We start from the raw sequence: 267 nt of genomic DNA, 5'->3' as shown, positions 1-267 counted from the left end.
CGACAGCTTCTTGCGGAACACAACCGATCCATCAGCTGCCGCCCCGTGCAGCTGAAAGACGTTCTTTGCCAGATCGACCCCAATGATGGTAACCTTTTCCATGGATGCCTGCCTCTCCTTTGCGTGGCGCTAACACCACAAACTTGGCACATTGCGATGCCGTCGGAGAAGGCTGGCATCCACCCCATCAGCAAAAATGGCGTGGCATTCAGCGGTGACGTTGGCGTGTCCGCCGCGCAGCCCCCGTGTTTAGCGGAGCGGCGGACA

At 59.2% G+C, this 267-nt stretch carries 1 pseudogene; it reads right to left on the bottom strand.

Features of this window, described 5'->3' with window-relative positions:
* Positions 1 to 102: pseudogene (locus AC0L25_RS32545) on the bottom strand (IS110 family transposase); the annotation flags it as partial.
* Between the last annotated feature and the right edge of the window lie 165 nt (positions 103 to 267).

It is taken from the genome of Mesorhizobium sp. WSM4813 (assembly GCF_055811555.1).
The sequence above is the reverse complement of the archived record's forward strand: the minus strand, read 5'-3'. Positions and strand labels throughout refer to the sequence as shown.